Origin of the sequence: Pseudoalteromonas sp. Hal040, from assembly GCF_037162425.1 — a bacterium.
Classification (GTDB): domain Bacteria; phylum Pseudomonadota; class Gammaproteobacteria; order Enterobacterales; family Alteromonadaceae; genus Pseudoalteromonas; species Pseudoalteromonas gelatinilytica.
In genome coordinates this window covers 46,566-71,608 of sequence record NZ_JARLUU010000001.1, presented here as the reverse complement: position 1 = coordinate 71,608, position 25,043 = coordinate 46,566, and the positions used below count along the sequence as shown (strand labels likewise).

Annotated in this window: 24 protein-coding genes and 1 pseudogene; 13 read left to right on the top strand and 12 right to left on the bottom strand. The window is 41.5% G+C overall.

The window, feature by feature from the left end:
* Window positions 1-2 precede the first annotated feature (2 nt).
* From P4S60_RS00335 to P4S60_RS00320, 4 genes and pseudogenes are all read left to right on the top strand, one after another.
* Window positions 3-743: a 2,3,4,5-tetrahydropyridine-2,6-dicarboxylate N-succinyltransferase gene (locus P4S60_RS00335; protein ID WP_105180687.1), complete on the top strand. Its 741-nt coding sequence runs from the start codon at window positions 3-5 to the stop codon at window positions 741-743.
* Window positions 743-1,946 (top strand): annotated as a pseudogene (locus tag P4S60_RS00330) (PLP-dependent decarboxylase). Before P4S60_RS00335 ends, P4S60_RS00330 begins: the two are co-directional and overlap by 1 nt.
* 5 nt (window positions 1,947-1,951) lie before the next feature.
* Window positions 1,952-3,070 (top strand): succinylglutamate desuccinylase/aspartoacylase family protein, encoded by a 1,119-nt coding sequence (locus P4S60_RS00325; protein ID WP_337114613.1) that lies wholly within the window; start codon window positions 1,952-1,954, stop codon window positions 3,068-3,070.
* Window positions 3,071-3,256: 186 nt separating this feature from the next.
* Window positions 3,257-4,294 (top strand): phospholipase A, encoded by a 1,038-nt coding sequence (locus P4S60_RS00320; RefSeq protein WP_188731045.1) that lies wholly within the window; start codon window positions 3,257-3,259, stop codon window positions 4,292-4,294.
* A 42-nt stretch (window positions 4,295-4,336) separates the two neighbouring features.
* Here P4S60_RS00320 and P4S60_RS00315 read toward each other — a convergent pair whose 3' ends face one another.
* Window positions 4,337-5,230: a bifunctional GNAT family N-acetyltransferase/hotdog fold thioesterase gene (locus P4S60_RS00315; RefSeq protein WP_337114612.1), complete on the bottom strand. Its 894-nt coding sequence runs from the start codon at window positions 5,228-5,230 to the stop codon at window positions 4,337-4,339.
* 226 nt (window positions 5,231-5,456) lie between these two features.
* Here P4S60_RS00315 and P4S60_RS00310 point away from each other — a divergent pair, with 226 nt between their 5' ends.
* Window positions 5,457-6,146: a spermidine synthase gene (locus P4S60_RS00310; RefSeq protein ID WP_337114611.1), complete on the top strand. Its 690-nt coding sequence runs from the start codon at window positions 5,457-5,459 to the stop codon at window positions 6,144-6,146.
* Between the two features lie 7 nt (window positions 6,147-6,153).
* Here P4S60_RS00310 and dtd read toward each other — a convergent pair whose 3' ends face one another.
* From dtd to P4S60_RS00295, 3 genes are read right to left on the bottom strand one after another with little or no spacing between them, the layout of a single operon-like run.
* Entirely contained in the window at window positions 6,154-6,591 is a 438-nt protein-coding gene (gene dtd, locus P4S60_RS00305; RefSeq protein WP_337114610.1) for a D-aminoacyl-tRNA deacylase, read from the bottom strand.
* Complete coding sequence (locus P4S60_RS00300; protein WP_337114609.1) at window positions 6,579-7,532, bottom strand: alpha/beta fold hydrolase; 954 nt, start codon at window positions 7,530-7,532, stop codon at window positions 6,579-6,581. The genes dtd and P4S60_RS00300 overlap by 13 nt, the downstream gene beginning before the upstream one ends.
* Window positions 7,533-7,557: 25 nt before the next feature.
* Window positions 7,558-8,430 carry a virulence factor BrkB family protein gene (locus P4S60_RS00295; RefSeq protein WP_337114608.1) on the bottom strand — a complete coding sequence of 291 codons (873 nt, stop codon included), beginning with the start codon at window positions 8,428-8,430 and terminating at the stop codon, window positions 7,558-7,560.
* Between the two features lie 86 nt (window positions 8,431-8,516).
* Between P4S60_RS00295 and P4S60_RS00290 the strand changes: the two genes are divergently transcribed.
* Window positions 8,517-9,173, top strand: a complete 657-nt coding sequence (locus P4S60_RS00290) for a DUF2959 domain-containing protein (protein ID WP_337114607.1) — start codon at window positions 8,517-8,519, stop codon at window positions 9,171-9,173.
* Window positions 9,174-9,305: 132 nt separating this feature from the next.
* Window positions 9,306-10,397, top strand: coding sequence for an MBL fold metallo-hydrolase (locus tag P4S60_RS00285; protein WP_337114606.1), 1,092 nt, complete (start codon window positions 9,306-9,308; stop codon window positions 10,395-10,397).
* A 15-nt stretch (window positions 10,398-10,412) separates the two neighbouring features.
* Here P4S60_RS00285 and P4S60_RS00280 read toward each other — a convergent pair whose 3' ends face one another.
* A complete protein-coding gene (locus P4S60_RS00280) occupies window positions 10,413-10,838 on the bottom strand; it encodes a BLUF domain-containing protein (RefSeq protein ID WP_337114605.1) in 426 nt (141 codons plus the stop codon).
* A 266-nt stretch (window positions 10,839-11,104) separates the two neighbouring features.
* Here P4S60_RS00280 and P4S60_RS00275 point away from each other — a divergent pair, with 266 nt between their 5' ends.
* The 5 genes from P4S60_RS00275 to P4S60_RS00255 all read left to right on the top strand — a co-directional run bounded on the left by P4S60_RS00275 (window position 11,105) and on the right by P4S60_RS00255 (window position 14,889).
* A complete protein-coding gene (locus tag P4S60_RS00275; RefSeq protein ID WP_119852677.1) occupies window positions 11,105-11,245 on the top strand; it encodes a DUF3149 domain-containing protein in 141 nt (46 codons plus the stop codon).
* Between the two features lie 142 nt (window positions 11,246-11,387).
* A complete protein-coding gene (locus P4S60_RS00270; RefSeq protein WP_337114604.1) occupies window positions 11,388-12,368 on the top strand; it encodes a hydrolase in 981 nt (326 codons plus the stop codon).
* Window positions 12,365-12,622, top strand: a complete 258-nt coding sequence (locus tag P4S60_RS00265) for a YheU family protein (protein WP_063701522.1) — start codon at window positions 12,365-12,367, stop codon at window positions 12,620-12,622. Before P4S60_RS00270 ends, P4S60_RS00265 begins: the two co-directional genes overlap by 4 nt.
* 59 nt (window positions 12,623-12,681) lie before the next feature.
* A complete protein-coding gene (locus tag P4S60_RS00260) occupies window positions 12,682-13,875 on the top strand; it encodes a dipeptidase (protein ID WP_337114603.1) in 1,194 nt (397 codons plus the stop codon).
* A 129-nt stretch (window positions 13,876-14,004) separates the two neighbouring features.
* The gene (locus tag P4S60_RS00255) at window positions 14,005-14,889 is read left to right on the top strand and encodes a hypothetical protein (protein WP_337114602.1); all 885 of its coding nucleotides are present in this window, start codon (window positions 14,005-14,007) and stop codon (window positions 14,887-14,889) included.
* Between the two features lie 165 nt (window positions 14,890-15,054).
* Here the strand turns inward: P4S60_RS00255 and P4S60_RS00250 are convergent, their stop codons facing one another.
* The 6 genes from P4S60_RS00250 to P4S60_RS00225 all read right to left on the bottom strand — a co-directional run bounded on the left by P4S60_RS00250 (window position 15,055) and on the right by P4S60_RS00225 (window position 22,517).
* Entirely contained in the window at window positions 15,055-16,470 is a 1,416-nt protein-coding gene (locus P4S60_RS00250) for a mannose-1-phosphate guanylyltransferase/mannose-6-phosphate isomerase (RefSeq protein ID WP_337114601.1), read from the bottom strand.
* A gap of 210 nt (window positions 16,471-16,680) precedes the next feature.
* Window positions 16,681-16,827, bottom strand: a complete 147-nt coding sequence (locus tag P4S60_RS00245) for a hypothetical protein (RefSeq protein ID WP_337114600.1) — start codon at window positions 16,825-16,827, stop codon at window positions 16,681-16,683.
* Between the two features lie 131 nt (window positions 16,828-16,958).
* Entirely contained in the window at window positions 16,959-19,103 is a 2,145-nt protein-coding gene (locus P4S60_RS00240; RefSeq protein WP_337114599.1) for a peptidase domain-containing ABC transporter, read from the bottom strand.
* A gap of 508 nt (window positions 19,104-19,611) precedes the next feature.
* Window positions 19,612-19,848, bottom strand: coding sequence for a hypothetical protein (locus tag P4S60_RS00235; RefSeq protein ID WP_337114598.1), 237 nt, complete (start codon window positions 19,846-19,848; stop codon window positions 19,612-19,614).
* Window positions 19,849-20,048: 200 nt separating this feature from the next.
* Complete coding sequence (locus P4S60_RS00230) at window positions 20,049-21,293, bottom strand: HlyD family efflux transporter periplasmic adaptor subunit (RefSeq protein ID WP_337114597.1); 1,245 nt, start codon at window positions 21,291-21,293, stop codon at window positions 20,049-20,051.
* A 207-nt stretch (window positions 21,294-21,500) separates the two neighbouring features.
* A complete protein-coding gene (locus tag P4S60_RS00225) occupies window positions 21,501-22,517 on the bottom strand; it encodes a metalloprotease (protein WP_063701516.1) in 1,017 nt (338 codons plus the stop codon).
* 175 nt (window positions 22,518-22,692) lie between these two features.
* Between P4S60_RS00225 and P4S60_RS00220 the strand changes: the two genes are divergently transcribed.
* Window positions 22,693-23,913, top strand: a complete 1,221-nt coding sequence (locus tag P4S60_RS00220) for an EAL domain-containing response regulator (protein WP_337114596.1) — start codon at window positions 22,693-22,695, stop codon at window positions 23,911-23,913.
* Here P4S60_RS00220 and P4S60_RS00215 read toward each other — a convergent pair.
* Window positions 23,910-24,974 (bottom strand): hemolysin family protein, encoded by a 1,065-nt coding sequence (locus P4S60_RS00215; RefSeq protein WP_063701644.1) that lies wholly within the window; start codon window positions 24,972-24,974, stop codon window positions 23,910-23,912. The two genes, P4S60_RS00220 and P4S60_RS00215, sit on opposite strands and share 4 nt — an antisense overlap.
* Window positions 24,975-25,043 lie beyond the last annotated feature (69 nt).

Below are 25,043 nucleotides of genomic sequence, written 5' to 3'. Positions count from 1 at the left end.
TCATGAGCTGGTTAGAATTATTAAACAACTTAGAATCAGGCGCAGTTCGCGCAGCAACACAAGACGAGAACGGCAACTGGCACGCCAATGTTGAAGTTAAACAAGGCATTTTAGAAGCCTTTAAAAATGGCACAAATACCGAGTTCCCGGGTGGTTTTGTTGATAAGCACAACTTAGCACCACAAGGCTTTGCAGCAGATGCAGGCGTGCGTATGGTACCAGGTGGTAGCAGTGTTCGTCGTGGTGCACACGTTGCCAAAGGCACCATTATCATGCCTCCAGCGTATGTAAATATTGGCGCGTTCATCGACGAAGGCACAATGGTCGACAGCCACGCACTAGTGGGTTCATGTGCACAAGTGGGTAAAAATGTTCACCTAAGTGCAGCAGTGCAATTAGGTGGCGTACTTGAGCCAATTGGTGCCAGCCCTGTGGTAATTGAAGATGGCGCATTCATTGGCGCAGGCTGCGTTATTGTTGAAGGTGTGGTTGTGAAAAAAGGTGCTGTACTTGCGCCGGGTGTTCGCTTATCGGCAACCATTCCTGTCTACGATTGCGTTAACGAGCGCCAGCTAGACAAAGGTGAAGCAATCCCAGAAAACGCGATTGTGATCCCAGGCTCTCGTCCAGCTTCAAATGCATGGGGTCGTGAACAAGGTCTAAGCATGTCGTGTGCATTGATCGTGAAATACCGTGACGAACAAAGCGATGCATCATTACTGTTAGAAGAGGTTTTACGTTAATGAGCTTTTTGAGCACGCCCATCAAGCAAGCGGCTGAACACGTTTCAACGCATCTTGATACGCCATTTTTTATCTATGATTTAGATAAATTAACTGCACATTTAAATCAACTGACTGCACAAACCGATGTAAAACTTTGGTATGCCGTTAAGGCCAACCCACTGTCTCGCATTATTCAATGTTTAGACAGCGCAGGGTTTAACTTTGATGTTGCAAGTAAAGGTGAACTTGAGCAAGTACTTGCCCAAGGCATCGATAGCGAGCGCGTGCTCAACACAGGGCCTGCAAAAAGCCCTGCACAAATTTCACATTTTATTGCTCGCGGCGTACGTACTTTTGTGGCCGAGAGCATTAACCAAGTTCGCTGGTTAAGCGAACAAGCAACAAAAGCAAATTGTCAGCTGCAAGTTCTATTGCGTGTACAACTTCGTTGGCCAGACAGCGAAAAGAACCCACTTGGTGGTGATAGCCTCACTCCTTTTGGTTTGGGCTGCGATGAGTGGCAAGCACTCACTGCAAGTGATTACCCTGCTCTTAGCTTTGATGGTCTGCATATTTTCCAATGGGGCAATATGCTGAGCACTGACAAGCTCGCCGAGCTATGGCGCGCGATGATTGCGCCACTGCAACAGCTAGCACGCTCATTAAACATTAATCTTAATATTCTCGACTTAGGGGGGCTTAGGCATTCCTTATACGCAAGATGCTAACCGACTCGATTGGTCTGCACTTATCGAGACCCTGGCGAGCATAAAAGCAGATGCCGGTGTTAATGAGCTTTGGATGGAACTTGGCCGCTATGCGGTGGGCGAATGCGGCCATTACGCAACGCCAGTTGTTGAGCGTAAAGTAAATTACAATCAACAGCAGGTCATTTTATCAGGCGGTATTAACCATTTACTTCGCCCAGCTGTGACAAGCCAAGATTTTCCTGCATCGTTACTACGCGAATCGACGGCTGAGCCTGCAGCAATGACTTTATACGGGCCACTTTGCACCGCCCTTGATTGCTTAGGTGAGCACCAATTAGCGAGCGATTTAAATGAGCAAGACTGGTTGGTATTCAGCCAATGTGGCGCATATGGCTTCACCGAAAGTATGCCGTACTTTCTATGCCACGAATTAGCGGCTGAATACATCCTTGAACAAGGCAATATTGAGTGCATCCGTAGCGCTGAAGATGCCAGCTATTATTTAAGGTAATCACCATGAGTAAAGAATTAATCAGCCAAGAGAATATTGTGGTTGGCGAGATTGCAAACGGCCTACCACTGACAATTCCTGTGTATCGCTTAAAAGGCGATGGCACGGGGCCAAACGTGTATATACAAGCCAATATGCACGGCGCTGAAGTACAAGGTAACGCAGTAATTTATCAATTGCTTGAGCAGCTAAAATCACTCAAGCTGCGTGGCGATATTACTCTAGTGCCTTATGCCAACCCTATTGGTTGCAACCAAAAATCAGGTGAGTTTACTTTAGGTCGCTTCGATCCAATTACTGGCACCAACTGGAACCGTATGTACCGCTTTAATAAAGCGTTACCGTCACAGATTGCTGAACAGCATAAAGACAGTGATGATGCGACCCTTAAAGCGGCGTTTAAACAGGCACTCGTTGCTGACATCGACAGTCAATTAACGGGCCCAGATTACAGCCTACCAACGGGTAAGCGTATTGCGCTTAACTTGCAAAAGCTCGCCCATCAGGCTGATATTGTTTTAGATCTTCACACCGGGCCTATCTCAAGTCAGCACTTATACTGCCCTGAATACGCCAAAGAAAGCGCGAGCTACTTTAACATCGAACATGTGTTATTGATCCCAAGTGATTTTGATGGCGCGATGGATGAAGCGAGTTTCTGTCCATGGTGGTCACTATCTGAAGAGCTTGGCAAGCAAGGCCGTGAATTCGCTGTCCAAGTCGAAGCATTCACCGTTGAGCTAGGTAGCCAAGAAAAAATCGATTTAAGTGCAGCACTTGATGATGCAAATAGCATTTTAAGTTACCTCAATTACAAAGAGGTATTAGTTGATGCTGCGTACCAACCAAAAGCGATGACACGCTATGCCTGTATGCTTGAAGATTATATAGCTTACTACGCCCCTATGGGTGGCATGGTAGAATACCTTGCCCCACTGGGTGGCCATATTAAAGCAGGTGAGCCTATCGCCCGTATTTTAAGAATGGAGCGCTACCTTTCTGAGCAGCCGCTACAAACATTAAGTTTTGATAAAGACGCCATCGCTATTTTGCATTTTGCTTCAGCAAGCGTGAATCAAGGTACCGAACTTTATAAGTTTTTTACCAACGTATTTGAGCTATAAGCTCATCCCTTCTCATTGCGTGAGAGTCGACGGCTTAAGCCCTTAGGCCGTTACAGCAGGGCTCCAAGCTTAGCTTGGGGCTCTCTATTTACCTAAAATTTCAACAATTCAGTACAAGTTCACGGTTACTTATGTAAAAATCGTTATAATTATACCTACTTACAAGTCTACTGAAAGGGAACTGCAATGGGATGGCGCATTTGGCTGGCAGCCGCTGGCTTATTTTCTGTACCTGTATTTGCTCAAACTGAACAACCACAAACTAACGAACAAGATGACGCGCTAGAACTCGTAAAGCAGTGTATTTTGAACGAAGCTATTGGCGGTGACGGTAAACAAACACTCGAAGAACTTCGTAAAAAATGTTCTGACTTAGACGAGAGCAAAAAGCTCACCGCTCTTGAAAAACGTAAAGCCCGTGAAGAAGTAAGTAAGAAAAACCGTAATGTGATCACCCCACATAAGCGTAACTATATATTGCCGCTGTCTTACGTATCCAATCCTAATGAGCGCCCTTTTGATGGCCTAAAAGACCTCGCTGAAGAAGTCGATGGCGAGCCACTTGATAATCTTGAAGTAAAATATCAACTATCAATCAAAGTGCCTATCTTCGAAGGCTTCTCAGATAAAGACCAAGGCGTATTTTTTGCATTTACCATGCAATCGTTTTGGCAGTTTTATAATAAAGATATTTCATCACCGTTTCGTGAAACGAATTATGAACCTGAGATATTCTGGGTGAACTACCTCGACCCTGAGCATGTGCTTTGGGGCGATGAAATGGCAATTGCAATTGGTGCCTCACATCAATCGAATGGCCGCAGCCAGCCAAATTCTCGTTCATGGAACCGTATTTATGCGGATTTCTTATGGGAAAAAGATGGCTTTGTATTTAGCTTTAAGCCTTGGTACCGCATTCCTGAAGATAAAAAAGACGATGAGCTCGAAGCCCGTGGCGATGATAATCCAGATATCTACAAATACATGGGTTACTTTGAGTTCTCGGGTGCATACCGTTACAACGAGCATGAATTTAGCTTTATGACCCGTAATAACTTAAATTCAGATAACCGCGGTGCAATCCAATTAGATTGGTCTTTCCCTCTTTGGGGCCGATTACGTGGTTACGCACAATACTTTAATGGTTATGGCGAAAGCTTAATTGATTACAACGCCGATATTGAACGTTTTGGTGTGGGTATTCTATTAACTGACCTACTTTAACTGATAAAGAGCGAGCTTTAGTTAGCTCGCTCTAAATAGTCGTTATTTTTTAACGATGAAGTGACCTTCAAATTCTGCCACTAACACATCGCCATCGTATATGTTTACTGGCACATGGTAGCTTGCTTTACCACTGTCTTCTAACTCCGCTAACTTGCCTTTACAACCAGCCAGCTCAACACTTCCACGAGGGTCGTTATTCAGTGGTTTAAGGTATTTAATGTTGGCATCAGCTAACACGATATTCCCTTCAAGCCCTGCTTCTTTTAGTGCAAGGTAGGTTGCGCCCCACCCAGTTAAAGTCGCTAAACTATAAATCGAGCCAGCAAACATGGTGTTATGAAGGTTTAAGTTCGCATCTAAGTCGGCGCGAGTGGTAAACTGCCAATCGGTATAGCTTTCTACTTTAATACCCATCGCATCACTGATTGGGATCGACTCACGCCACGTGTTTTGCAGCACTTGTGTCCAGTTTGGATGGCGGAACCACCCCGGCTCAGACGGCTTTTGTTTTACCATTTTCCAGTGCTGAACATCATCATAAGCAAGGTGTGCTTTTTCTTTTACTTCGTAGCCATGACGCTTATAGAAATCAAGGGCTCGCTCACGAGCAAACAATACCAGCTCGTCGGCATCTTGAGTCCATGCTATTTTTTCTAATTCATGTAATAAACGGCTACCAATATGCTGGTTACGATTACCTTCAGCGACCGCCATATAACGAACTTGCGCTTGCTTGTGATTATTAAAATGCAGGCGAGCTACACCTAATACGTCGCCGTTATTATTTTTGATAAAGCGGTGCTCTGCGTCTTGCTCCAAGTCATCTTGCTCAGAACCGCGCGGCTCGCCCCAAGGTGCTCTTAAAACCTGCCAACGCAATGAATAATACGCTTGCCAATCTTCGCTGCTTTGTGGGGTGGTCACTTTAAACATAAAAACTCCTGTGATAATTCAGCCACTGTCTGTTGTTTTTCTCATGGCCTTTTGAATGCGAATTACGATACGCTATCTTCTAACAAGTTGGAATAATACTTTGGTGACCCAGCCTAAATTATTATTCTTAGCTGTAAAAACTAATGCACAATTGCACTTTATGCCTACTGGTCTATGCTGAAATAATTGTCTTATTTTTATAATGATATTGCTAAAGGCCCGAAATATGGAACATTTTTTTGAACCCAGTGGCGCAGTAAAACATAGTTTTATTGAGGACTGTCACCGATTAGGGCAACTCATTTATTGGCATAAGCAAGGCAATTACAGTATTCAAGTTAGGCAACTTAACCAATTACGTTGGTTACTGATCAACGAAACCCTGCAATCCGTTATCGAAAAACGCCGCCCTGCTAGATTACTTTTCCCACACTTACAATACCTTGCAAAACTTTGGCAAGACCTAGACGAACCTCAAAAGATTTTAGAACTAGGGCTAGGTGGTGGTGCTATTCGTAATTACTTACAGCACACCTACCCTGATAGCCAACTGACATCGGTAGATAAAAACCCCGACATAATTCACTGCTATAAACGCTATTTTGGGGGCGATCACGCTAATAACCTACACTGTTTTGATGCTCAGCAAGTGTTAGAGCAAAACAACGAATACAATTGGATTATCCTAGATTTATTCAGTGAGGTAGATGCGCCATTATTTTTATACAAACACCAGTTTTACACTAAACTAAGAGCAGCGATGGCAAAAGATGGCTTGTTGTTCATTAATTTTTTATCTAATCACCCATCGCAGCTAAAACAACTTGAACACCTACTAATCACTGAATTCGGTAAGCGGCCAAGCATTGTAAAAATCCCCGACTACGTGAACCACATAGTGATGATCAAAAAGTAGCTGTCTGTTACACAGATAAATTAAAAGTAACGGGGCCATCGTTACATAGGCTTACTTGCATATCAGCACCAAATTTCCCTGTAGCTACTGTTAAACCTGCTTTTTTAGCTTCTGTGATAAAATACTCATAGAGCGTGTTGGCTTGTTCTGGCGTGCCAGCACTTGAAAAGCTCGGACGCATGCCCTTTTTAGTGTCGGCTGCTAACGTAAACTGCGAAACCACTAAAAGCTCCCCCTTGATATCACTCAAACTTAAATTCATCTTTCCTTGTTCATCGGTAAAAATACGGTAATTACTGACTTTGTGTAAAAGCTTTTGAGCGCTTTGCTCGGTATCCTGTTTTTCAACACCTAATAGCAGCAAAATACCTTGCGAAATTTCACCGACTACTGCGCCTGCCACTTCTACTTTTGCCTGTTTTACTCTTTGAATTAAGCCTTGCATTGATCCCTCGATAACTTGATATACATTAAATCTGCGGCACGTCGCATTGCCGCCAAATATACCTGATTATCGCTGCTGTGCCCAATGCCATCTAAAATCAATAATTGCGCATTTAACTGTTCAGCAAGCTGCTGTACGGCACTATAGCGACAGATCAAATCGGCACGGCCATGAATAAACCAAATGGGTAGATGCGTTAAGACATGCGCATTTTCTGCGATATAGCCTTCTTCAATAAAACAGTGATGACGAAAATAATGCACCATTAACCTTGCTTGATTTAGCCCAACATGAGGCTCTTGTAACCCCCAGTTTGTTAAGGGCTCACCATGACATAACACCTGCTCCCAATGACACCACTGCTTGGCAAATTTACTGGCTTTAATTTGATCATCACTGTTTAGTTGTTGCTGATAAAAGTCGAGTAAGGCATGCCAATCAGTGTAATCATGTGCAAATTCATTAAAGCATTCTGGATAGAAATGCGCGCCGGCTCCTTTTGTTGTGTAAAGCCATTCAAAATCACTGTTACAAGCTAAAAAACTGGCCCGTAAAATAAGCCCCGAAATGTGTTCCCGGTGCTTAATTGCGTATACGAGCGCTAAGGTTGCCCCCCAAGATTCGCCACACACTAGCCACTTTTCAATGCCCAACTGATTGCGCAAAAACTCAAGATCTGCAACTAACTCTGAGGTGGTATTTTGAGAGATATCATGAGGAGTTGAGTGACCACAGCCACGCTGGCTGAACATGATCACCCGAAAACGTTCTAAATCGAAAAAGCGGCAATTTTCAGGACACAAACCCGCACCGGGCCCGCCATGACATAACACCACAGCGATACCTGTCGCGGCCCCATACTCTTGCACATGAATTTGATGACCATCGCCAACACTCAAATGATAGTCACGGTTGGCAATATAATGTGGATGTAACTGCACCTCGCTCTCCTTAGGTGCAGTATATTTAAACTTCTATATCAGGCGTGTCTTCAATGTTTTCAGGGCTGATACAAACAGTAAATTCTGCACCGAGTAATACGACAACCCATGACAAATACACCCATACAAATAAAATTGGGATCGTTGCCAGTGCACCATAAATTACTTCGTATGATGGGAAGTGGCTGATGTACAAAGCAAAGCCTTTCTTTGTCAGCTCGAACAACATAGCTGCAAACAAAGCGCCTGGAATTGCCGCTCTAAATGGAACTCGTGTGTTAGGAACTAAAGTATAGAGCATAATGAAGCCAACCATTGAAATTATGTAAGGTAATAATTTCAATAAAAAGCCACTAAATCCCGGTATCCCTTGATCAGCAAATGACACTAAAGACACAATGTATGAGGTAACACCAATGCTTGCCCCTAATAGTACAGGGCCTAAGCTCAGCACCATCCAATAAACAGCAAACGAAATCATCATTGGACGTTTTTTCTTGATACGCCAAATCCGGTTCAATGTGGCATCGACATTGCGAATAAGCAGCAAAGATACCGCCGCTAAAAAGCCCACACCGACGGCAGTCATTTTATTCGCATTACCGGCAAAGGCGCTAATATGCTCTTTAATGACATCTGACGAAGTTGGCACAAGATTAGTAAACAAAAAGTTTTCTATGGTTACCAAAGTGCTTTCGAAACCCGGAAAAGCAGAAAAAATAGCAACACCAACCGCCACTAACGGCACAATTGATAATAAGGTTACATAAGCCAAATAACCCGCATTGACAGTGATTTGATCGTCAATACAACGATTAAGATACTGCATCCACCAAGCAGGCTGTTGCTTTAAGAAAATGCTTATTTGCAGCTTATAACGAGTGAGCTTCTCATTCATAGAATCTAATTTCTGCTAAAATGTTTTGATAATCATAGCAATCCACCACATAATTTGAAATGACAGGTACCTAAAAAGGATTCTCAATGAAAAAACTGACACTTTTAAGTGCACCACTATTTGCAGTAACAATGGCATTATCAGGCTGTCAGTCAGCTTATTACTCAGCCATGGAGTCTGTCGGTGTGCATAAACGCGACATTTTAGTGGACCGCGTAGAAGAAACAAAAGAAGCACAACAAGAGTCACAAGAAGAGTTTCAATCAGCATTAGATAGATTAACCACGCTTATCAATTTTGATGGTGGTGAACTACAAGATGCCTACAATCAACTTAATGATGATTACGAGTCGAGCCTATCGGCAGCAAACGACGTAACAAGCAACATCAATAAAGTTGAAGATGTAGCCGAAGCGTTATTTGAAGAATGGGCTGATGAACTTGAGCAATATAAAAGTGCCTCACTAAAACGTGAAAGCAGCAAAAAGCTCAATGCAACTAAACGCCAGTTTGACCAACTGCTACGCTCAATGCGCGCTGCTGAAAGCAAGATGGAACCCGTGTTATCGTCTTTACATGACAACGTTCTGTATTTAAAACACAACTTAAACGCGCAAGCAGTTTCTGCCATCAAAGGTGAGTTCACTAATCTTAAACGCGATATTAAAGTGTTAATGGACGACATGAACAAATCTATCGAAGACTCTAATAAGTTCATTGAGCAAATGAATAAAGCAGGTTAATTAGCCCGCACTATTTTTTACTAAGCCTACTTAAACGTAGGCTTTTTTGTGTAATCTCTTGTTACTTTTTAATGATTTATCTTAAATCTTATTTTGCTAAACTCACGGCAAAGAATAAAAAGTAAGCATGGTATGCATTTAAAAACACTCTCAACACTTATTGCAGCAGCACTTTTAATAGCCTGTAGCAGCCCTAATAAGGTCAATGTTATTGCCGGTGAAGGCACCATCACGCCATTAAAAACCGAGGGGAAGTACGAAGGTCGCTACCACAACCTTTACCCTGGGGATAAAGAGTACCCAACAACCTGCACTGATAATTGCTATGAAGAATCAGACCTGCTTATTTGCGACGACAGCAACTCACAATGCCAGTTTCAAGCAGAACAACATGTGCCTGAAATCAACTCAGGGTTTACAGTTCGCTGGCTAGGCCATGCTGGTTTTTATATTCAATCACCCAATGGTGAACAGCTCTTGTTTGACCCAGTCAAAGAGCAATTTGATTCGCCCGTAGACTTGGCCTTTAAGCTCGCTGGGGGTATTTATCGCAAGCCAGGTTTTTGGCCCTCACAAGCTGAAATTAATGACTTAGATGCGGTACTGTATTCACATATTCACTATGATCATTTTAACAAAGCCGATATTGAAGAAATTGGTAACAAACCACGCTATCTAGTGCCATTAGGATTTGCCGATAACTTCCCAACAGGTGGCTTTGATATTTCAGAAATGGCCTGGTACGCAAGTACACAGATTAATGATTTAACGATTCATGCAGTGCCAGCCCATCACTTTAGCAGTCGCATCATGGTGCCTTTCATCTACGACGACCACAACAAAGATTTATGGAGTGGCTGGTTACTTGAGCAAAATGGAAAAACATTATATTTTGCTGGCGATACTGGGTATTCAAAACATTTTCAGGATATTAAGCAAAAATATGGCGAGATTGATATATGTTTAATGCCCATCGCTTCTTATTACCATGAGGAAAATGGTAAGTGGTATCGCTATGTCCACACAACGCCAGAAGACACTTTAAACGCTGCTGAGGAGCTAAGTTGTAAAGTGATGATCCCATGGGGTTATGGCAATTCAAGCTGGCAAATGGGCGACCATTCAAGCCACTCTGCATTATTAAGATTACTGCAGATGCAAAAGCAGATGGACAGCCAAGTTCCCCTTTACATATTGAATGAAGGTGAGCAAGTGTCACTGTAGTGACACTTGCAAGCATTACATAGTATGTGTGAGCAACGAGTCCCGTAAAGCCAACATAAGTTTATGGGCGCTTCCAGCTGACATGGCTAATGGATTAAATGCGCTGCTACCAGAGTACTTTAAGTTTAATGGGGTTGTAAGTTTTGAATAAGGTATATAGCCCATTGACCAATTTTCAAATTCACGCTCAACAATTTCACAGTAATTAAGCATGATGATATTGCGATGGCGAGTGTCATTAAGAATACGATGATAAGTCTCATTGACCGCTTTACGAGATCCTTCTAAGCACTGCAGAAAATGTGTGCTATTAAAACACAGCAACCCTGTTACATTGCATTCAGCATTATTCTTTTTCGCTTTCTCAAGAATATCTTCGATGTCATTAGGCCCAAACCCATCGCTAATTTCACTTGTGTAAATCAGTCTAACTAAATACATCTTACTCTCCTACAAGTTGGATTTAGAAAAGATAGTACAGATGACATGTTTAGCAAAAAGAGTTAGCACGTAGCGCAGGCTAAATACTGACTTTTATCAAGCCCCCCCTCTTGCTCTGCTTAAAAATTTGAACTGCCCTTATAAACTTGATCCAAATCAACTATTAAATCGGCTTATTTAGCATCAGGAAAATTGCTTGATCTGGATCATATCAGCCGTCCTCAAGCCAGCCTATGATTAACCCATAGACATTAGGAGGCACAACCATGAACGTATTCTTCAGAGATTTTTTTAGCGACCCAGTTTTATTTATGTCATTCGGCATTTTGGCAGTTGTTATCGTTTTATGCCTTTTCTACGTTGGTTTCTTTATTAAGAAAATTCACGACGCAGAAGTTCCTAAATAAGAATTAAGCACGACGCACAAAGCCCCTATCCAATTTATTGTTTAGGGGCTTTTTATTTGCAGCTAGCTAAAATCTTGTAGCGGTTCTCAAAAAGCAAAAACTTGCTACAATAGGCGCTTATTTTGTTTCGAAAGTGTCAGCTATGTTACCTGAGTTTAAGCCTGCGTGGTGGATGCGCAATCGCCATTTACAAACCATAATGCCGCGCTTTTTTCGCCCTTTTCATAATACCCGCTACGACTTATCGACAATCGATACTCCTGATGGTGACTTTTTAGAACTGGCTTGGGCAATACCTCATAACGAGCAAGCACCCCTCGCTATTGTATTGCATGGTTTAGAAGGCAACATAAATAGCTTTTATGCTAAAGGCATGATGAAAAAACTTAAGCAGCAAGGCTTTGCTGTAGTTTTAATGCATTTTCGAAACTGCTCTCGCGAAGTTAACCGTTTAGCACGTGCTTATCACAGTGGTGAAACAGAAGACCTGCGCTTTTTCATCAACCATCTTAAGAGCAAGTTTCCAAAACGCCCGTTATTTGCAGTGGGCTTTTCATTAGGTGGTAATGTTCTGGCAAAGTATTTAGGTGAGCAAGGTACTAAATCGAACTTATCTGGCGCAGCCGTTGTGTCTGCACCGTTTGATTTATCTTCATCTTGCGACGTTATTCGCAAGAGCCTAGGTAAGATTTATCAAAAATATTTGCTCGACCGCATGAAAAAGTCGATGCAAAGAAAGCTGCCACAAATCGAACAACAAATTAGCCTAACGCCTGAAAAGCTTATGGCGATTGATGACTTATGGCAATTCGATAATATGCTCACAGCACCACTGCATGGATTTGCGGGCGCTGAAGATTATTATCAACAAGCGAGCGCAAAGCCGTTTTTAAAAAGCATTGCAACACCTACGCTGATTGTGCACGCCAAAGATGACCCAATGTTATCAATAAAAGCTGTACCAGATAGCGTAGATGTCAGTGAACATGTTACGTCGCGCATCTCAGAACAAGGTGGCCATGTCGGCTTTATTAGCGGTAAAAACCCTTTTAAACCCGAGTATTGGCTTGAACGAATTGTGCCTGAGTATTTTCAACAATTAGTTAAAAAAGAGCAGCTATGATCATTCCTCACGACCGCCTCGATAAAGAGACTCTGTATAATTTAATCGAAAGTTATGTGTTACGTGAAGGCACTGACTACGGCGAACAAGAGTTTAGTATTGAAAGCAAAGTAGCGCAGGTTCATCAACAGCTTAAAAGTGGTGAAGCCATGGTGTTTTTTTCTGAGTTACATGAATCAGTGACTATTATCTCAAAGGCTGAATTCATTGCCTTGCAGGCAGATCCAGAGTACCAAGCGTCGTTTAACGACTAAACTTGTAAGTTAAACCGTATCCCTTCACAATGGCTTTTTAACTTAAAGAGCCATTAAAAATGAAAAAACTAAGCTCATTGGTTGCCGCTGTGTCTTTGGCCTTGATTGGCCAAGCAAGCGCAGATCAGGTTACTGCATCAGATAAAGCCATTAAACTGGCAAAAGACACTATTTTAATCGATACGCATATCGATGTGCCTTATCGTATTCATAACAAGTGGGCTGACGTAACAAAAGCCACAAGCGACGGTGATTTTGATTATCCACGTGCTGTGCAAGGTGGTTTGAATGCCCCTTTCATGTCAATTTACATTCCTGCAAACCTAGAATTTGAAGGCAAAGGTAAAAGCTACCAATTAGCAAATCAGCTAATCGACTCGATGGAAGCGATTGTGCAACGCGCGCCAGATAAGTTCGCTATTGCAGACTCGACTGCTGATATTAAAGAGCAGTTTAAACAAGGCAAAATGTCGATTGCTATGGGCATGGAAAACGGCTCACCTATCGAAGGCGACATTAAAAACCTTAAGCATTTTTATGAACGTGGCGTACGTTACATCACTTTAGCCCACTCGCAGAGTAACCACATTTCTGATTCATCTTATGATATTCGTCGTAAGTGGAAAGGCCTGAGCCCATTTGGTAAAGAGTTGGTAAAAGAAATGAATAACATTGGTATGCTGGTTGATGTATCGCATATTTCTGATGATGCGTTCTACCAAGTGATGGAAATTTCAAAAGTGCCTGTGATTGCTTCACACTCATCACTGCGTAAATACACCCCTGGCTTTGAGCGTAATATGAATGACGACATGCTGTTAGCTCTTAAAAAGAACGGTGGTGTTATTCAAATTAACTTCGGTTCAAGCTTTGTTACGGCACAGGCTGGCTCTTGGTACGATCAACTTAAATCAGCAAAAGCTGAAAAGAAAAAAGACGGTACTAAGCTAAGTAAAGATTTTGATGCCGCTTATCGCGCTAAAAACCCGTTTCCATTTGCAAGCTTAGAACAAGTACTTGATCACATTGATCATGTCGTTGAGCTAATTGGTATCGATTATGTGGGTATTGGCTCAGATTACGATGGTGTAGGCGACTCTCTACCTACTGGCTTAAAAGATGTATCTAGCTATCCTAACCTAGTGCAAGGTCTAATGGACCGTGGGTATAGCGATAAAGACATTAAAAAGATTTTAAGTGGCAATATGCTTCGTGTTTGGCAACAAGCTGAAGCATACGCAAAAGCCCATTAATCGACATAAACTCTCTTTAAAAGCGCAGCTAACTAGCTGCGCTTTTTGTTTTTATCATCATAAGTAATTGATAATACAAATGGCTTGTTTTAATCTGCTGATATTACAAAGCAACTTGGATGATGTGATATGTCAACTTGGCAAGGGAATACTGCACTGGCATTTGCAAGCATTGCACTGGGCTTATCTATTTATAGCCATACAAAATCAATCTCGACGGACAAGCCTGTCGCGATTCAGCAAGCAAAACCTACCTTAAAAGAGCTGTCCATTCCAGAGCAAGATAGAGAAAACCTAGTTGCCTTACATGGCTATATTTTAGATCTCGAAACACGCATTCACGAGCTTGAAAATCGAGCGCCAGCCATTGATCCTGAGCTACTAGCAATATTGGTTGAACAATCGATAGAAAAGCAAGAAAACGAACGACGTGCCGAAATTGAGAAGAGAAATCCGGCGCTTGGTTGGCTAAGTAATTTACCTGATGACTACCGAGAACGCATCAAAGCAGACCCACAATATGCCGACAGCTCAATAAATGAAGCACTTGCTACCTTACTCAACTTGAGTAAATCAGAAAATGAGCGTTTAGCAGCCTACGGGCAACTAAAAATGACCCTAAGTATGCTCAGACGCGACTTGGACGACAGCCAAGCAAATGCAGTAATCGATGCCATGATAAGCATTAGCGATTACACTAATGATCCTAAGATTCGTGTCAGTACTTTAGAGAATTTATCTCGCCAAAATAACGTCTCACCTAAGCTCGCTGAGCATTTTCAAAAGCTGTTACAAACTGACGATAATGATTATGTTCGCAATATTTCTGCCACAGCCCTCATCGGCCAATTTTTCCGTGCCACAAGAGACGGCAACAACAGTTATGCCAGTGATTTAGCAGAACGCATTACGGCTCTTGAAAATAGTAGCAATGCAAAAGTTGCCGAAATCATGGCTGAAAACCTAAAAGGCCCACGCCTAAGAGAAGAGCTAGATAAAGCATTGGGGAAATGATAGAAGGTGCTAGGTGCTAGGTGCTAGGTGCTAGGTGCTAGGTGCTAGGTGCTAGGTGCTAGGACACACTAAATCCAGTTTACCCTCAAGCAACAATTAGTTCCTGTGAACCGAAAGAAAACAACCCGCTCAATCTACTTAAAACTTATGGCTCAGAGCTTCCAGCTAGTCTCTGCCATACCTATCATCAAATCGCTCGATGTCGCTTTCATCTAGTATCGCACCGGTTTGTACTTCTATAACAATCAACGGTGTGTTTTGTTGATTAGCAAGGCTATGTAATTGCTTTGCCGCAATATAGCAAGATTGGTCAGCTGTTAATTCAAATTCGTTATCGCCAACTCTGACATTTGCGACTCCTGATACGACGACCCAATGTTCTGCACGATGTTGATGGCGCTGAGTTGAGAGTTTTGCACCACTATTTACAATTATTTTTTTCACCTTAAAGCCGGTACTTTCAATTAAAGTACGGTAGTTACCCCAAGGCCTAAATACCGCTTGGTGGTGGGTCAATTTGTCACTATCAACCAAAGCAAGCTGTTTAAGTAAATCAGGGAGCTTATCGAGTGCACTTTTATCTGCCACTAAGGTGGCATCATGAGTATGTATAATGGCTTGATTACTCACACCGAGCGCCGCAATGGTGTGTTCGGCTTCGCTGATAAGTAAATTATTTTCGCTATCTAAACTCACTCCTTGCGAGGCTAAATAGTTACCATGATGATCTTTTTCAGCGATTTTCGACAGCGCTGAAAAACTACCAACATCACTCCAATTTAAATCAACAGGGATAACAGCAACGTTAGCGCTACGTTCCAAAATAGCGTAATCAATAGAATCACTGGGGCATGCTGCGAGCGAATTAGTAACAGGCCGTTGAAAACCTAAATCTGCAGTGAAACTTGCCGCTTTGGCGACACTGTCAGCAATCTTTGGTGCAAAGCGAGTAAGCTCGCTTAAATACACATCTGGCAGAAATAAAAACATGCCACTATTCCAGCTATAGTCACCACTGGCAAGGTACTTTTTGGCTAATTGCAGTGCTGGTTTTTCTTTGAATTCAGCCACCTTAAAGCAGCCTTCATGGGCTAACGGCTCTCCTTGGCGAATATACCCATAGCCGATATGAGGCTCTGTGGGAGTAATGGCAAAAGTCACTAACTGTTGTTGCTGACAAAGTGCTATAGCATTACCTAAGCAGGCAATAAGCTTATCAAAGTCACTAATGTGGTGATCAGCAGGCATCACCAGTAAGGGATCCGTTAGGCCATTTTGCAATGCAAATTCAGCCGCTAACGCAATCGCCGGTGCAGTATTTTTACCTTCGGGTTCAAGAAGCAACGTAAAGCTATCAGTGATTTCTGCAATTTGCGCTTTAGCAATAAAACGATGTTCTTCATTACAAACTAAAATCGGCGCATTAAATCGCGAGTCAGCGACACGTAAAAGTGTGCTCTGTAAGAGTGACTTTTCGCTAAGCAAAGATAAAAATTGCTTAGGCATCGCTTTACGCGACAAAGGCCATAAACGAGAACCTATGCCACCAGCAAGAATAACGGGGGTAATTTTGCGACTCATGATTGCTTTACGTAAATAATCCAACCATGAGTTTAACAAATTTTTGAGTGTGTAGCTTAGGGCAATTACATGTTAGAGTTCAACACATCTAAATGAACATACAAATAAAATGGCTTTTATAACCCATGCCATACGCACCGCGCCAAATTGCTATTCGTCATAAATTTTCTTTTTAGATGAGAAGGAGACCCTCCTTATCTACATTATCATCTAATCGTCAGTTTCTATTGGTGAAGGTAAGTGTGGCATGCCAAACCCAGGTTTATCTTCCTTTATAAAATCGCCTTCATTAACTGCTCTATTCGATAGTATTCCACCATAAACCACTTGAATTTCAATCAAATTTAATTCACGCATTATATACTCTCCATGTATTCACATTTTTTGTTGGGTAGTTAATAGGTTAGCCGCTTTTCTTTAGAAGAATTAACGTGCCTAGCCATTGACTTAGTAGCTTGTTAAATACAAGTTACTAAATTCATATTCGATTACGCAGTTTCATTTTTAACTACTTTGTTTGTTAAAGCACCACCTTGCAACTCAAACACTTTATCCGCCATATTGATAGTCTCTTGCCTGTGAGCAATCATTATCCGCGTCATCTCTAAGTGTTTAATTTGCTGACTGATTTTTGCTTCGTTCTCTTGATCTAAATGACTCGTTGCTTCATCCAAAAATAGGACGCAGGGAGATTGGTACAGAGCTCTGGCAAGTAATAACCGTTGAAGTTGTCCGCCGGATAAATTAGAACCCATATCGCCTACTAATGAGTTATAACCCATAGTCATTTTAGTAATATCACTATGAATTGCTGCATGGCGAGCGCACTGTTCTATTTTTAAGTAATTAGGTTGTGGGTCAAAGAAGCTAATATTATCGGCGATTGAGCCAGCTAATAGCGTGTCATCTTGCATTACTGCGGCTATTTGTTTGCGGTAATTTTTAAGGCCAAGTTGGGTAATATCCATGCCATCAAGTAACACTTTGCCTGATGTGGGTTGTAATAAACCCAACATAATTTTCATTAACGTCGTTTTACCCGCGCCAGACGGGCCAGTAATAGCAATAGACTCGCATGAATTTAGCGTTAAATTTATATCTTTTAAAATAGGTGCTTGATCATCGCTATAACTAAAACTGATATTTTCAAGGCTAAGCTTACCTTTCACTTTATTGTCGCTACTCCCTCTGTAGGACAAGTCACCATCGCGATTCGCTTCTTGCTTAGTAAGTGCAATATCAGCGATACGGTCAAGGTGTAAGCGCATCATTTTAAATTGAATAATTTGCTCGATGAAATTTGCAAAGCGACTTGTTAGCTGATTTTTATAGGCTATAAATGCCAACACCATACCGACAGATAAGCTATTACTCATAACCAAAAGTGCAGCAAGGTAAATAACCACTACATTCTCAAGACCAAACAGTAGTTTATTAAAAGACTCAAAACTAATATTTAATCGCCCTAAACGTATTTCACTATTTATTACCTCAGCATAACGGTTTTGCCAAATACCTTGGCGTCGCGCTTCATTACCAAACAATTTAATTGTTTGCATACCACGAATGTTTTCTAAAAAGTTTGATTGCTCTTTAGCAGAGTTTTGAATCATTTCTTCTGTGGCTTGATGCAGTGGTCGATACAGTACTAAGCGTACAAGCGTATAAAGGGTAATTGCGCCTACAACAACAGCTGTCAACTTAAGTGAATAAATCAACATCATAATCAATACGGTAATAGCCATAACGCCATCAACAAATGTTTCTACAAACCCTGTGGTAATAAGCTCACGTATTTGTGCTAGTGAGCCAAAACGGGAAACAATATCGCCAATGTGGCGGGATTCAAAGTAGTTCATAGGAAGGCGCAGTAAATGACGTAATAGATTAACCCCCATTTGCATATTTAGCAGACTCGAAAGCCTTAAAATCAACCAGCTCCGCACTGCATTAGTAATAACTGAAATGATCGCAATTAATGCAAAGCCTAGCGCAAGCACCGTGAGCAAAGACTCATCAAAGCTCACCAACACTTCATCCACGACCCACTGCATATAATAGGGTGTCATCAGTGCAAATAGCTGTAACACCAGCGACAGCGCAATTAATTTAATTAAGCCAGTTTTTAGACCAGTAACAGCACTCCAAAGCTGACTAAGCCTCATTCGTGCCTGTTCTTGTTTAGCTTCAAACTTACTGGTTGGCGTGAGCTCCAAACAAATTCCGGTAAAGTGCTTACTAAACTCATCGCTATTTAGATTCCGCTTCCCAAGGGCTGGATCATTAATCGCTAATTTGGCTGATTTTCCCTTCCCAGAAACTTTGGTCAAAACTACAAAGTGATTCATATCCCAATGTAATATACAGGGTGTCTGCAGCTTATGAACCTCTTCAAATGGACACTGTAACGCACGACTCGCTAATCCTAAGCTATCCCCCAACTCGATTAGCTGCTGTAAATTCATCCCCTTTAGGTTCGCCGCAAAGCGCTTTCGCATTGCAGGCATATCAAGCTTGTGACCGTGATAGCATGCCACCATGGCCATAGAGGCGAGACCGCATTCAGCAATTTCGGATTGGTGAATTAAGGGTACCGCTGACAAAAAAGAAAAACTCAATCCCAAATTAGACATAGCGTCTCCTTTTCCTCACTTGAACCTCTGACTGAGCATTATAATACCAATGATAAACCCACCCAAAAAAACGAAGACAACTACAAAAAGTGCAGGCCAGATAAAAAAACTAAACAAATCTTTATTTTCTGAAAAGCTCCACCCGATAATAAGAAAAAAATTTGGTAAAAGAAGATAAAAGATAATCTTCGACAAGTTTAATTTTTTCATTTTACCTCCAAGTAAAATGGGAGCATGCAAACTCCCATTATTCAAAGATCACTTAGAAACGTAATATACTCCGGCGGTGATACCTCCTAAAAGTGCACCAATGCCAGCCCCCAATGCTCCTCCTATTACAGTCCCGGCTGGGCCTCCAAATATGGTACCTAAAGAAGCTCCTATTTGGGCCCCAGCTGTTCCACCTGCGAGCCCACCACCCGCTAGAGACATACCTAACCCAGCAGTGGAACCACCAACAACTTCTTTCAATTCATTACTATGTAACTCTCTCATGCTTCTTCTCCTTTTACTTAGTTAAGTAATATGCGGTAATGCCTAATAAGCCACCAATACCGATGCCAAGTGCTCCGCCTATAATTGTACCTGCAGGACCACCAATAGAGCCGATCATAGCCCCTACTTGACCACCAATTTCAACACCTAAAGCACCTCCAGCTAATGCCCCACCAATACCAGATGCTGCTGCACCAGCAGAATTACCACCAACTACTTGAGTTCTTTCATTTACATTTAATTCGCGCATATCTATGCTCCAAATTTGTATAGCTAATTATTAATAACTATAATCAGCAAATGTTGATTATTTATTTTGCAATATAGAAATATAGGCAAAATAAGTAGTTAATAGGCTAGCTTTAGCTGCTCGCTAAAGTTAACTAAAGCTGGCCGATTTTTTAGTAATTTGCATTTAGCAAACCACCAAAACTTTCAAATTTATTTAATTTAACTCACGCGACCTTTGAGGCTGTAAAGTGGCTCTAGTAACCACTCAATTAATGTGCGCTGTTCTAACATTATGTCTGCCTCAAACAGCATGCCGCTTTTTAACTCAAAGGCCTTTCCATACGCAGACATTTGCTGCTGACTTAAAGTAGCCCTAAGTCGATATACTGGCTCTTGCAATGTAATAGGTATCCGCACTTCATTTGGTGTAATAAGTGCCTTATCAATACGGCTAATTGTGCTATTGATAAAACCAAAGCGTTGATATGGAAAGGCATCAAAACGTAACCGAGTTTCGTTGCCTATTTCTATAAACCCTGCGGAGCGAGTTGGTAATAGTAATTCAGCAACTAACTCAGAACCCTCAGGTATAATTTGCAGTAAAAGCTTTGCTTGGCTTAACACCTCTCCTTCGACTACTTGGATGCCTGTAACAACACCATTATTACTAGCCGTAATTGTGTAGCTATAGTTGCTTTTTAACTGCGATAGTTGATTTTGTGTATCTGAAATTTCTCGTTTTAAGTTACTGATACGAAGTGCATATTGCTGTGGAACGTTAGCAAGATTAAAGCGTAATTGACTCAGCTGGTTATTTTGCTGCATCAGTATTCGAGCTAAGTTTTGCTTCTCTTGCTTAACCTCGAGTAAAGCTTGTTGTTGCTGCTCACGTTCTATATTCGATAAAAAGCCACTCTTATTAAGCTGGTTGAAATTAACTTGTTGACTTTGCAACAGGGCAAGCTTTTCATCTGCGAGTGTTAATTGACTTTGTAATGCAAGCTTTTCTTCATTTAAAAGCGTTTGCTGCGCTTCAAGGTTTAGTATTTCTTGTTTTTGCAACACTTCCGTTTGCATAACCTCATGATTCAAAAGTTTAATTTGCTCTGTTAATTGTTCAACTAATTGTGAACTGAGATCTAAACCTTGACTATCATTTTGCTGAACAACAATTGAAGCAAGTGCTTGCCCCTTAATGACAGAGTCGCCTTCTTTTACATGAAGTTTTTCAATTGTTCCGCCTTGATTAGCAAAACTTTGAATTACGCCTTTACTAGGCATGAGAAAACCACGTACGGTTTCTTTGCGGGAATATTCTGCTGTAAAAAGAAATACTATAACCGCGACGGCAACAGAGCTTAAGGTTACAACAGTTAATTTAATCGATAATGGTTGCGCTAAGGTAATTACGCCAGTTAAACGTTCACTTTGTTGTGCAACCGCTTCCTTTCTAAACAAGCTCATAACAAAATCCTTTTGCTATATCTCTTGAATTTAAAATTAGCGGGACATTCTAATTTTTGTAAATCAGAATTTTCCTAAAAATAAAACAAAGCACAAATTGAAGGTTTAATTAGTAAAATTAATTAGAAAATCAATTATAAAATTAATTAAAATATATTAATTAAATTTAAGCACCAAGCTGTATATAACTTAGTGCTTAAATATTATTTAACTTGCTAGAATCTTCATTGGTAAGCTTAGGATTGCGCTTTCTGAGTCGGCAAAGTGCATCATCACAGCGACATGACCTGCAACAACCAGTGCGTACATTACCGCTGAAAAGCCTTGCCCGTATGTATCAAGAGGAATGAGATGTGAATAGTGACGTCCGCGCCACTCAAAGATAATCTCAAGAGCCCCTACAAATAAGAAGAACACCAGTAGCATCAAGCCAAAGGTGTAACTCAGCCACAAGCCAAATAACACACCTAATAAACACACACTTAGACCTATCCATGAACGCATAGAAAAACTAATACTTTTAAGTACATGGCCGCCATCTAAGGGCAAAATAGGTAACAAGTTAAATAGGTTTAGCAGTGCACTGAGTACTGCCACACCGGCGAATATTTCCATTTCAGTGGCGTAGTAAAGCACGACTCCCAGTACTGAGGTAATCAAGCCAAAAGCAGGCCCCATGAGTGAGATCACTACGTCTTGCCATCGCGTGGTAATTTTATCATCGGAAACAGCCAAACCACCGACGAAGGGAATAAGGTAGATACCTTTAGTTTTAATGCCAAAGTATTTCATCGCACGCACATGACCATATTCATGCACCACCAAGCAGGCAATTAGCATCAAGGCAAATTCAATAGAAAACAACCAAGCATAGCCTGCCACCGAAGCACCCGCTAAAGCTGCTTTCACAACTTTTGCACTTTTGAATAATTTAAAGCCCAGTGCCAGCAAACCAATAATGCCGCGTTTGGGTTCAGCTTCTTGTAACTCCGGTAAAGCAAGCTGGCTCACCTGCTGCTGATTAACAAAAATGGCTAAGCTTTTTTCGTGCACTTTACTGGTATCAAGACCAATGCGTTGCCCCTGAAAATCAAATTCATAAAGTTCTGGCTCTGGGTTATCGAAAGCAATTGCTTGTTGATGATGAAAAAGCTGAATTAACTGTGAGCCATTTAAATGCAAAATAAAGGTTTCGTCTGCGAGACTCAGCTGAAGTCTGACCATAGTTCTTATAAATACGAATAAAAAGTGCGGCTATTATACTGAGACCTTGCAAAATTACGAATTTCCTTTAGGTACAAGGCTGTGTATTTTCCGCACTATAAAACAAGCAAAAAACATGACTAAATAGGGTTTATCTACTACTTTTAACTATAGCGTTCTTGTTCAAGGAGTGAATATGGTTAAGTCAAATAGACACATACTCGTAGTGGATGACTCAAAAGCTATCCTGATTGTTATGCATGCCATCTTGAATGAGCTTGAGGTTCCACACATTACAACCTGCCTAAGTGCAGAAGAAGCCTTAGAAAAAGTTAAAAAAGCCCCTCGCTTTTTTGATGCCATTTTTACCGATCTCAATATGCCAGATATGGATGGCATGGAGCTTATTCGTCACTTAGGCGCCATGAAATACCAAGGTGCAATTGCCATAATTTCTGAGATGGACCCTAAAGTCATTGACCTTGCAGCAGACCTTGCTCGTAAGCATAACGCTCACTTAATTGGTAACGTCACTAAACCAGTGCAACTTAATCAAGTGTATTTACTACTGCAAAAGCTTGAGCACTTTGCTATTCATGTTGAGCGTACAAAAACCCCTATTTCTGAGTCATTGTTACTACATGCCATCAGTCATAATGAGATTATTCCGTTTTATCAACCTAAGATAAATCGCCATGATAATCGGGTTGAAAGCATTGAGGTACTTGCCCGCATCAACACAAGCCAAGAAGACGAAATAATTTTACCTGATCGCTTTATTTGTATTGCTGAAGACCTAGATTTAATAAACCTTATTACTTTCCAATTATTTGAAAAGGCCACTAACGATTTTGCAGAAATTAAAGAGCAGTTTGATCCTAACTTAAAGCTGGCATTTAACTTATCTCCCTCGCAGCTTGAGGACTTAAGTTGTCCAGATAAACTGGCTTTAATACTGCACCTTAACAAGCTCACGCCTAGTGAAGTTATATTAGAGATTACCGAACAGTATGCGGCGCGTAGTGCATCGCAACTTGAATCACTCAATCGCTTACGAATGCGCGGTTTTGGTATTTCACTAGATGATTTTGGCACTGGCTTTACTAATGTTCAGCAGTTAAAAACACTACCCTTTACCGAAATTAAGATCGATCGCACCCTGATCAGTAATATTGAAACCGATCAGTTTTCCCAAGTGATTGTTAGTAGCTTGGTGAATATAGCGATACAAGAAGATCTCGCTATCGTGGCCGAGGGTATTGAACGCGTTGAAGAGCTTGAATACCTCGACCGCTACAAAGAATTTATTTTAATGCAGGGCTTTTTGCTGTGCCGCCCAAAAGCCAAAGAAGACTTTTTAAATTGGTCACTCTCTTGGCGGCAAATGGTAAAAACCGCGACGGGGCATCGCCGCTAAGGTTTACGCTTATCATCACTGACAATGGTATTACTCGATGCTAAACGCTGTCGCCAACGCTGTTTGGCGACTTTTTGCATATTGGCTGATTGATCATGTTCATCTACAATTTCAAGCCCCATTAATGCTTCAATTAAATCTTCAAGGGTGACAATACCTTGTACATCACCGTATTCATCCACGACTAAACAAATATGCGTGCGCTCAGACAGTAAGGTTTCGAGTAAGGTCGGCACATGCAAGGTTTCTGGTACGGTGTAAATAGGCTTAACGAGCTTGCTAATTTTATAGTCTTCACCCAGACGATGATAAGCCAGCATAATGTCATTTTTATGCACAAAGCCAATAATATCATCACCATTTTTGTCATAAACCAATACCCGAGAGAACGATGAAGAACCATGCTCCGACAAGTATTGGTTTACGGTTAAATCCTTATGTACTTTAAAAAGCACCGTACGTGGTGTCATTAAAGTATCGAGTTTGGCATGACGAAAATGCAGCAGGCTGCGTATGATCTCAGATTCATCTTGCCCAAGGGCTCCTGATTCAGTGCCAATATCAGCCATGGCTTCAATCTCTTGGCGAATATAATAGGCTTCATCGTAATTACGCCCCAAAAAGCGCGTTAAAATGTCTGCAAACCACACAAAGGGTTTTAGAATAAACACTAACCAAATTAAGCTCACACTAACAATGGGTGTTAATCCTCGCCAATAATTAGCCCCTAATGTTTTAGGAATAATTTCAGAAAGCACCAGTACCAATAACGTCATAATTGCGGAGGCTACGCCAACCGCAGCATCTGAAAACACCACTGCAGCTTGTGCGCCAACGCCAGCGGCACCAGCCGTGTGCGCTATGGTATTTAACGTGAGTATTGCCGCCAACGGTTGGTCTATATTGTCTTTGAGTTTACCTACCCGCTTTGCTAATTGCGGTTGTTGCTTTCTTAGCATCGCAACATAACTTGGCGTAATACTTAACAATACCGCTTCCATCACTGAGCACAAAAACGAAACCGCAATGGCAACAAACATATAAACAAGTAGCAATGTCACGCTGAGCCCTCTTAAAAAAGTTAACCCGCTCACCATAGCAATTGAAAACCACAAGCTCAAACCCGACTG

What these genes read in the sequence shown, in the direction of transcription:
- P4S60_RS00335 (WP_105180687.1), top strand. Translation starts at nt 3, where the DNA reads ATGAGCTGGTTAGAATTATTAAACAACTTAGAATCAGGCGCAGTTCGC.
- P4S60_RS00325 (WP_337114613.1), top strand. Translation starts at nt 1,952, where the DNA reads ATGAGTAAAGAATTAATCAGCCAAGAGAATATTGTGGTTGGCGAGATT.
- P4S60_RS00320 (WP_188731045.1), top strand. Translation starts at nt 3,257, where the DNA reads ATGGGATGGCGCATTTGGCTGGCAGCCGCTGGCTTATTTTCTGTACCT.
- P4S60_RS00315 (WP_337114612.1), bottom strand. Translation starts at nt 5,230, where the DNA reads ATGTTTAAAGTGACCACCCCACAAAGCAGCGAAGATTGGCAAGCGTAT.
- P4S60_RS00310 (WP_337114611.1), top strand. Translation starts at nt 5,457, where the DNA reads ATGGAACATTTTTTTGAACCCAGTGGCGCAGTAAAACATAGTTTTATT.
- dtd (WP_337114610.1), bottom strand. Translation starts at nt 6,591, where the DNA reads ATGCAAGGCTTAATTCAAAGAGTAAAACAGGCAAAAGTAGAAGTGGCA.
- P4S60_RS00295 (WP_337114608.1), bottom strand. Translation starts at nt 8,430, where the DNA reads ATGAATGAGAAGCTCACTCGTTATAAGCTGCAAATAAGCATTTTCTTA.
- P4S60_RS00290 (WP_337114607.1), top strand. Translation starts at nt 8,517, where the DNA reads ATGAAAAAACTGACACTTTTAAGTGCACCACTATTTGCAGTAACAATG.
- P4S60_RS00285 (WP_337114606.1), top strand. Translation starts at nt 9,306, where the DNA reads ATGCATTTAAAAACACTCTCAACACTTATTGCAGCAGCACTTTTAATA.
- P4S60_RS00280 (WP_337114605.1), bottom strand. Translation starts at nt 10,838, where the DNA reads ATGTATTTAGTTAGACTGATTTACACAAGTGAAATTAGCGATGGGTTT.
- P4S60_RS00275 (WP_119852677.1), top strand. Translation starts at nt 11,105, where the DNA reads ATGAACGTATTCTTCAGAGATTTTTTTAGCGACCCAGTTTTATTTATG.
- P4S60_RS00270 (WP_337114604.1), top strand. Translation starts at nt 11,388, where the DNA reads ATGTTACCTGAGTTTAAGCCTGCGTGGTGGATGCGCAATCGCCATTTA.
- P4S60_RS00265 (WP_063701522.1), top strand. Translation starts at nt 12,365, where the DNA reads ATGATCATTCCTCACGACCGCCTCGATAAAGAGACTCTGTATAATTTA.
- P4S60_RS00260 (WP_337114603.1), top strand. Translation starts at nt 12,682, where the DNA reads ATGAAAAAACTAAGCTCATTGGTTGCCGCTGTGTCTTTGGCCTTGATT.
- P4S60_RS00255 (WP_337114602.1), top strand. Translation starts at nt 14,005, where the DNA reads ATGTCAACTTGGCAAGGGAATACTGCACTGGCATTTGCAAGCATTGCA.
- P4S60_RS00250 (WP_337114601.1), bottom strand. Translation starts at nt 16,470, where the DNA reads ATGAGTCGCAAAATTACCCCCGTTATTCTTGCTGGTGGCATAGGTTCT.
- P4S60_RS00245 (WP_337114600.1), bottom strand. Translation starts at nt 16,827, where the DNA reads ATGCGTGAATTAAATTTGATTGAAATTCAAGTGGTTTATGGTGGAATA.
- P4S60_RS00240 (WP_337114599.1), bottom strand. Translation starts at nt 19,103, where the DNA reads ATGTCTAATTTGGGATTGAGTTTTTCTTTTTTGTCAGCGGTACCCTTA.
- P4S60_RS00235 (WP_337114598.1), bottom strand. Translation starts at nt 19,848, where the DNA reads ATGCGCGAATTAAATGTAAATGAAAGAACTCAAGTAGTTGGTGGTAAT.
- P4S60_RS00230 (WP_337114597.1), bottom strand. Translation starts at nt 21,293, where the DNA reads ATGAGCTTGTTTAGAAAGGAAGCGGTTGCACAACAAAGTGAACGTTTA.
- P4S60_RS00225 (WP_063701516.1), bottom strand. Translation starts at nt 22,517, where the DNA reads ATGGTCAGACTTCAGCTGAGTCTCGCAGACGAAACCTTTATTTTGCAT.
- P4S60_RS00220 (WP_337114596.1), top strand. Translation starts at nt 22,693, where the DNA reads ATGGTTAAGTCAAATAGACACATACTCGTAGTGGATGACTCAAAAGCT.